Source organism: Streptomyces sp. NPDC026417 (assembly GCF_055567695.1).
In genome coordinates this window covers 1-4,472 of the sequence record NZ_JBVHPY010000088.1, presented here as the reverse complement: position 1 = coordinate 4,472, position 4,472 = coordinate 1, and the positions used below count along the sequence as shown (strand labels likewise).

Here is a 4,472-nt window from a genome sequence, read left to right as displayed (position 1 = left end):
CACCACCTTTTCGATCATCTCGACTGGGGGCTCAAGTCATACCGGGGCCGAAGGCCGGGAGCCTCATTGCGAGGCCACGAAAACGGTAACGGGGCCCCGGCCGGCGAACCCGCCGACCACGCCATCGGCCGCTTCCGCGGCGGACTGACCACCAAGATCCGCCTCGCCGCCGATGCCCGCTGCCGGCCCCTCGCGTTCGTCCTCACCGCAGGCCAGGCCGGTGATGCACCTGCCTTCACCGAGGTCATGGCCCGCCTACGCGTTCCCCGTCCGCGAGGCCGACCGTGTACCAGGCCGGACCTGGTCCTGGCCGACAAGGCGTACTCCTCCCGCGCGATCCGCGAGCACCTGCGCAAGCGCGGCATCCGGGCAGTGATCCCCGTCCCCGCTGACCAGCGCGCACACCGGCTGCGTCGGGGCAGCCGCGGTGGCAGGCCACCGGCCTTCGACCGGGAGACCTACAAGCAGCGCAACACCGTCGAGCGGTGCATCAACCGCCTGAAGCAGTGGCGGGGTATCGCCACCCGCTATGAGAAGACCGCTACCGTCTACCTGGCCGGCCTCCACATCGCGGGCATCTTCCTCTGGTCCGCCCGCTGATCCAAACGAAACTGCCTAGTACCTGAGGCGTTGGGGGCTGTCCTTCCAGCGTCCGGACAAGCGGGCTGTGGAAGAGGACCCGCAGGCCGTGTGCCGCTGGCGCGAGGAGACGTGGCCGGCGATCCGTGCGAAGCGGAGAGGGACGGCGGCGAGGTCGTGTTCGCCGACCAGGTCCGCATCTGCTCGGACCAGGTCACCGGCAGCGCCCGGGGCGAGAAGGGGAGGACACCGGTGGTGCGGCGGAGCGGGGACCGGTTCTCGGTGAACGCGAGGTCGGCGATCAGTACCAAGGGCCGGATGCACTTCATGGTCTTCGCCGATAGTTTCACCGCCGAGGTGATGTGCCGCTTCCTGGACCGGCCGGCCCGGCCACGTCGACCACAAGGTCCATCTCGTGGTCGACGGGCACTCCGCGCATCGCTCGGAGAAGGCCCCGGACTGGCTCGCCGCTCACCCCGACGACGTCGAGCTGCACTTCCTGCCACCCGTACTCGCCCGAGCTCAACCCCGGCAGGCTGGTCGACGCCGACATCAAACACAGCCTGTCCAAGCAGTACCGAGACCGGAACCCGCCCGAACTCGCAGCCGAGACCCGCCGCTTCTTCCGCAGACGCCAGCGTCAGCCACACATCGTCCGCGGCTACTTCAGCGGCACACATATGCGCTACGTCCTGGAGGAGAACCCCATGAGTTTCTGATCAATACTGACCTGCGACTACTCAGGATGAAAGAGGTTCCCTGATGAGACTACTCGCAGGGCAGATTGCAGGAAAACACGCTAAAGCATCACTCCTTGGCGGATCAATGAAACTCAACCGAGGGCGCTTCAAGAGGAATTGGGTAAATGAGAAAAGCCACTATGGCGCCAAAATAACCTGCGCTGCGAAAGATAATCCACCTCCGAACCCTAGAAGAAGAATCGGACTCCCTGGCGGCAATTTTCCAGAGTCGATTAGCTTCGATAATGCCATGGGTACAGAAGCGGCCGACGTGTTCCCCGAGGTGGCGATATCCTTAGCCACCCAGGCGTTAATTGCCCCAATATCCTTTGCGATCTTTTCAATTATGCGAAGATTTGCTTGGTGTGGCACAAATGCAACTAATTGCTCTGGTGTCACACTGGCTCGCTCGCACGCCTCAATCGCTATCGGACTAAGGTTGCTTGTTGCCCAGCGAAAAACAGACTGCCCCTCTTGCCTTATCCACCCAGTGTTTGAATCGATCCGAATTAGAGATCCTTTACTCCCGTCACCTCCCCAAACAATCGGACCTATTCCGTTAACCGGAGCTGCACCCACAAGTGCAGCTCCAGCAGCATCACCGAATAAGATACATGTGTCTCTGTCCTGCCAATTGATGAAATCGGATATCTTTTCTGCCCCTATCACAAGTGCATTGCGTGACGAACCAGCGAGAACGGCGTGCTGGGCAACGGCAAGAGCATGAACGAAGCCAGAGCAAGCGGTATTGATATCAATTGCTGCAGGGGCGCTGAACTCAAGGCGCGCCGCGACCCGAGAAGCCACATTGGGAAGCCGCTCGACTGACGAACTCGTAGCCACCACAACCATGTCGATTTCCTGGTTACGCACATGACTCTTTGCTAGACAATTCTGCGCAGCAGCGACTGCCAGATCAGTAACTGAGTCACCCTGTGCCGCAAAGCGCCGAGAGACGATACCTACCCGTCGCTGGATCCACTCGTCCGAAGTATCTAGCGTGGCCGCAAATTCATCATTAGCAACAATGCGAGGCGGCTGGTAATGGCCAGTAGCCAGAACGCGAACTCCCGAATTTTGATTTTTTAACGAAAGCCCCGCAGGGCTCCCTCTGTATTCCGCCTTGAGTGACATCTCGCTTTGCATGGTAAACCTTCCCGGGCTTATTCGGGTCAGATCGTGGTGGCGTAAATAATAGGTCTAATAATTGGAGCCTCTAATCAATGATGGGGGACCACCGGACAGGTTTAATGAGCAACCCTTACTCACGAAACGGCGAGTTTGCCAGGAGGTAGATGTGAGTTGGGTGCGGCCTAGTGAATGGGGTGGTGGTTGGGCACGCTTAGGGGCGCGGAGGAAGGTCGTCGTGGAATGCCGCTTTGGGTTGGCGGCGCTGACCGATGATGGCGCGGTGGGTTTAGCCATGGCGAGACCGGTCTCGATAAGGCCCGGTCGTCGAGACGCCCAGAACTGGCGGAGAAGGCACTCAGCCAGAATATCGTCGCTTTCGGCTGGTCAGTCCGCCGATGCGATGCGATGCGATGCGATCTTGACCGGGCCCCGCGTCCATTAATGGCTGGCGCCACGACCCCGACCAAGTACTCGTCTATGGCTAGAGTTAACCGGGATGAAGTTCAAGGAAAGAAGAAAAACGGTCATGCCCCCATCCTCGATGGGGGCATCTGGGCCTCAGGTCAAATAACCGTGATCAGCCAAATCGCGGCACGGTTCAAGAGCTCGATCGGTTGTCACGTGTGGAACGGTAACTAAATGGGCTTGATCCCCTTCCGTGACCAAGTGCCATTTTTTGCATAGATCGGGAGAAGGTCGATCAAAAACCACAATGATGGATTCGGGGCGACGCCAGGGGTTTGTGCCAAGATTTGCGAGTTCCTTCTCGGCGAACGCTGCTGTACTCATGCATGCCGAAGCCCTATCGGCGAGTCCCTCGCGTCCTAACTCCCGTAGCGCTGCCGACAGAAATATCGCAGCCAATCCACTGCGTGAGCACCCTACGGTGGAGTCAGTCGCACCAATATATTGGCCAGCTTCGAGAGTCGGAACTACGTCTGGGCGGGCAAGTGCAATACCGGCTGAGACTGGAAGGCCGATAAATTTGTGCGCCGATATGCTGATACTGTCAGTGCCGGCTCCGAAATTCCAGTTACAACTGTCACCGCGCATGAAGGGAAGAATGAACCCATTTAAGGCAGCATCTGAATGTACATGCACGCCTTCGGTGCACTCGGCTGCTTTATGCAACTCGCGGACGTCATCCATCCCGCCGCGCATCGTAGTGCTGATGCTGGCAAGAATGATAGCACCCCTACCAGGCCGCTCCTCGCATTCGTAAGCAAGCGCGGCTGGATTCATTCGCCCGTCGGGGAGAACTTGCACCTTGTTTGTCTAATGTAAACGGGAAAATTGGCCCGACGTCCGAGTATTTCCTACTCATTTCATCGACTCAAATCTTCAGGCGCTCCTGAATGGGGTCGATCGACTGTGAAGGATTGGAATTCGCTCTTTCCGTGCTTTCCTCGTTCTGGATTTATATGCTCGATTGGAAAACGAGGGTGGAAGGGCTGCGTCCCGGATGTGGGTGAGGAGTCACTTATTATCGAGGAGTTGACGACCCTCGCTCACCAACCTAAACTAAACAACCGATGTCTTAAACCAAATGGAATGTCATGGCGTATGGCTTGATCCTTCTGATTTTGTACTCGCTTCAGCTTTGTTCCGTCTCGGTGTGAGTATCCCTTACCTGAACCGAGAGGTTCGTCTAATTGAGGGGCAGCTTAAGGTTCACGCCGTTTCGCGGTATGAGTATCCCTTGCCTACATCGAGAGGTGGCGTAGTCGTCCAGGGTCAGATGGACATCGATGGCAGTGGAGAGTTCCTTGTCAGGCTTGGTCAGGAACTTCTTGAAGTCGACGGCCCGATGGCGCCGGTGCAGGGAGCCGATTACGTTGCCGGTGGCGACTTCCGGTGAACCTCTCTCATCCTGAGTACTCGCAGGTCAGTAGTACGTGGATTGCCTGGGCGTACGGCTGATGCGGCGGGGGGAGGAGCGTGCTCTGCGCATGACGCGCCAGGACTTGAGTTGGGCGAAGGCCCGTTTGCCGGGAGCTCGGAGTTGGGCGTGGTCGCGGTTGA

Annotated in this window: 5 protein-coding genes and 1 pseudogene; 3 read left to right on the top strand and 3 right to left on the bottom strand. The window is 58.5% G+C overall.

Annotated features, from left to right (window positions below; all coding sequences use genetic code 11):
- The 3 genes from ACZ4NT_RS38835 to ACZ4NT_RS38825 all read left to right on the top strand — a co-directional run.
- On the top strand, nucleotides 1-600 hold a 600-nt coding region (locus tag ACZ4NT_RS38835; protein WP_467730129.1), incomplete at its 5' end, for an IS5 family transposase.
- 22 nt (nucleotides 601-622) lie between these two features.
- Nucleotides 623-865, top strand: coding sequence for a winged helix-turn-helix domain-containing protein (locus tag ACZ4NT_RS38830; RefSeq protein WP_467730135.1), 243 nt, complete (start codon nucleotides 623-625; stop codon nucleotides 863-865).
- Nucleotides 757-1,290, top strand: coding sequence for a transposase (locus ACZ4NT_RS38825; RefSeq protein ID WP_467730133.1), 534 nt, complete (start codon nucleotides 757-759; stop codon nucleotides 1,288-1,290). Before ACZ4NT_RS38830 ends, ACZ4NT_RS38825 begins: the two co-directional genes overlap by 109 nt.
- Before the next feature lie 167 nt (nucleotides 1,291-1,457).
- Here the strand turns inward: ACZ4NT_RS38825 and ACZ4NT_RS38820 are convergent, their stop codons facing one another.
- The 3 genes and pseudogenes from ACZ4NT_RS38820 to ACZ4NT_RS38810 form a co-directional block, all read right to left on the bottom strand.
- On the bottom strand, nucleotides 1,458-2,453 hold the full coding sequence (locus ACZ4NT_RS38820; RefSeq protein ID WP_467730131.1) for a beta-ketoacyl-ACP synthase 3: 996 nt from the start codon (nucleotides 2,451-2,453) through the stop codon (nucleotides 1,458-1,460).
- A 555-nt stretch (nucleotides 2,454-3,008) separates the two neighbouring features.
- Entirely contained in the window at nucleotides 3,009-3,716 is a 708-nt protein-coding gene (locus ACZ4NT_RS38815; protein WP_467730127.1) for a pyridoxal-dependent decarboxylase, read from the bottom strand.
- A 599-nt stretch (nucleotides 3,717-4,315) separates the two neighbouring features.
- Nucleotides 4,316-4,472 (bottom strand): annotated as a pseudogene (locus ACZ4NT_RS38810) (IS5/IS1182 family transposase); the annotation flags it as partial.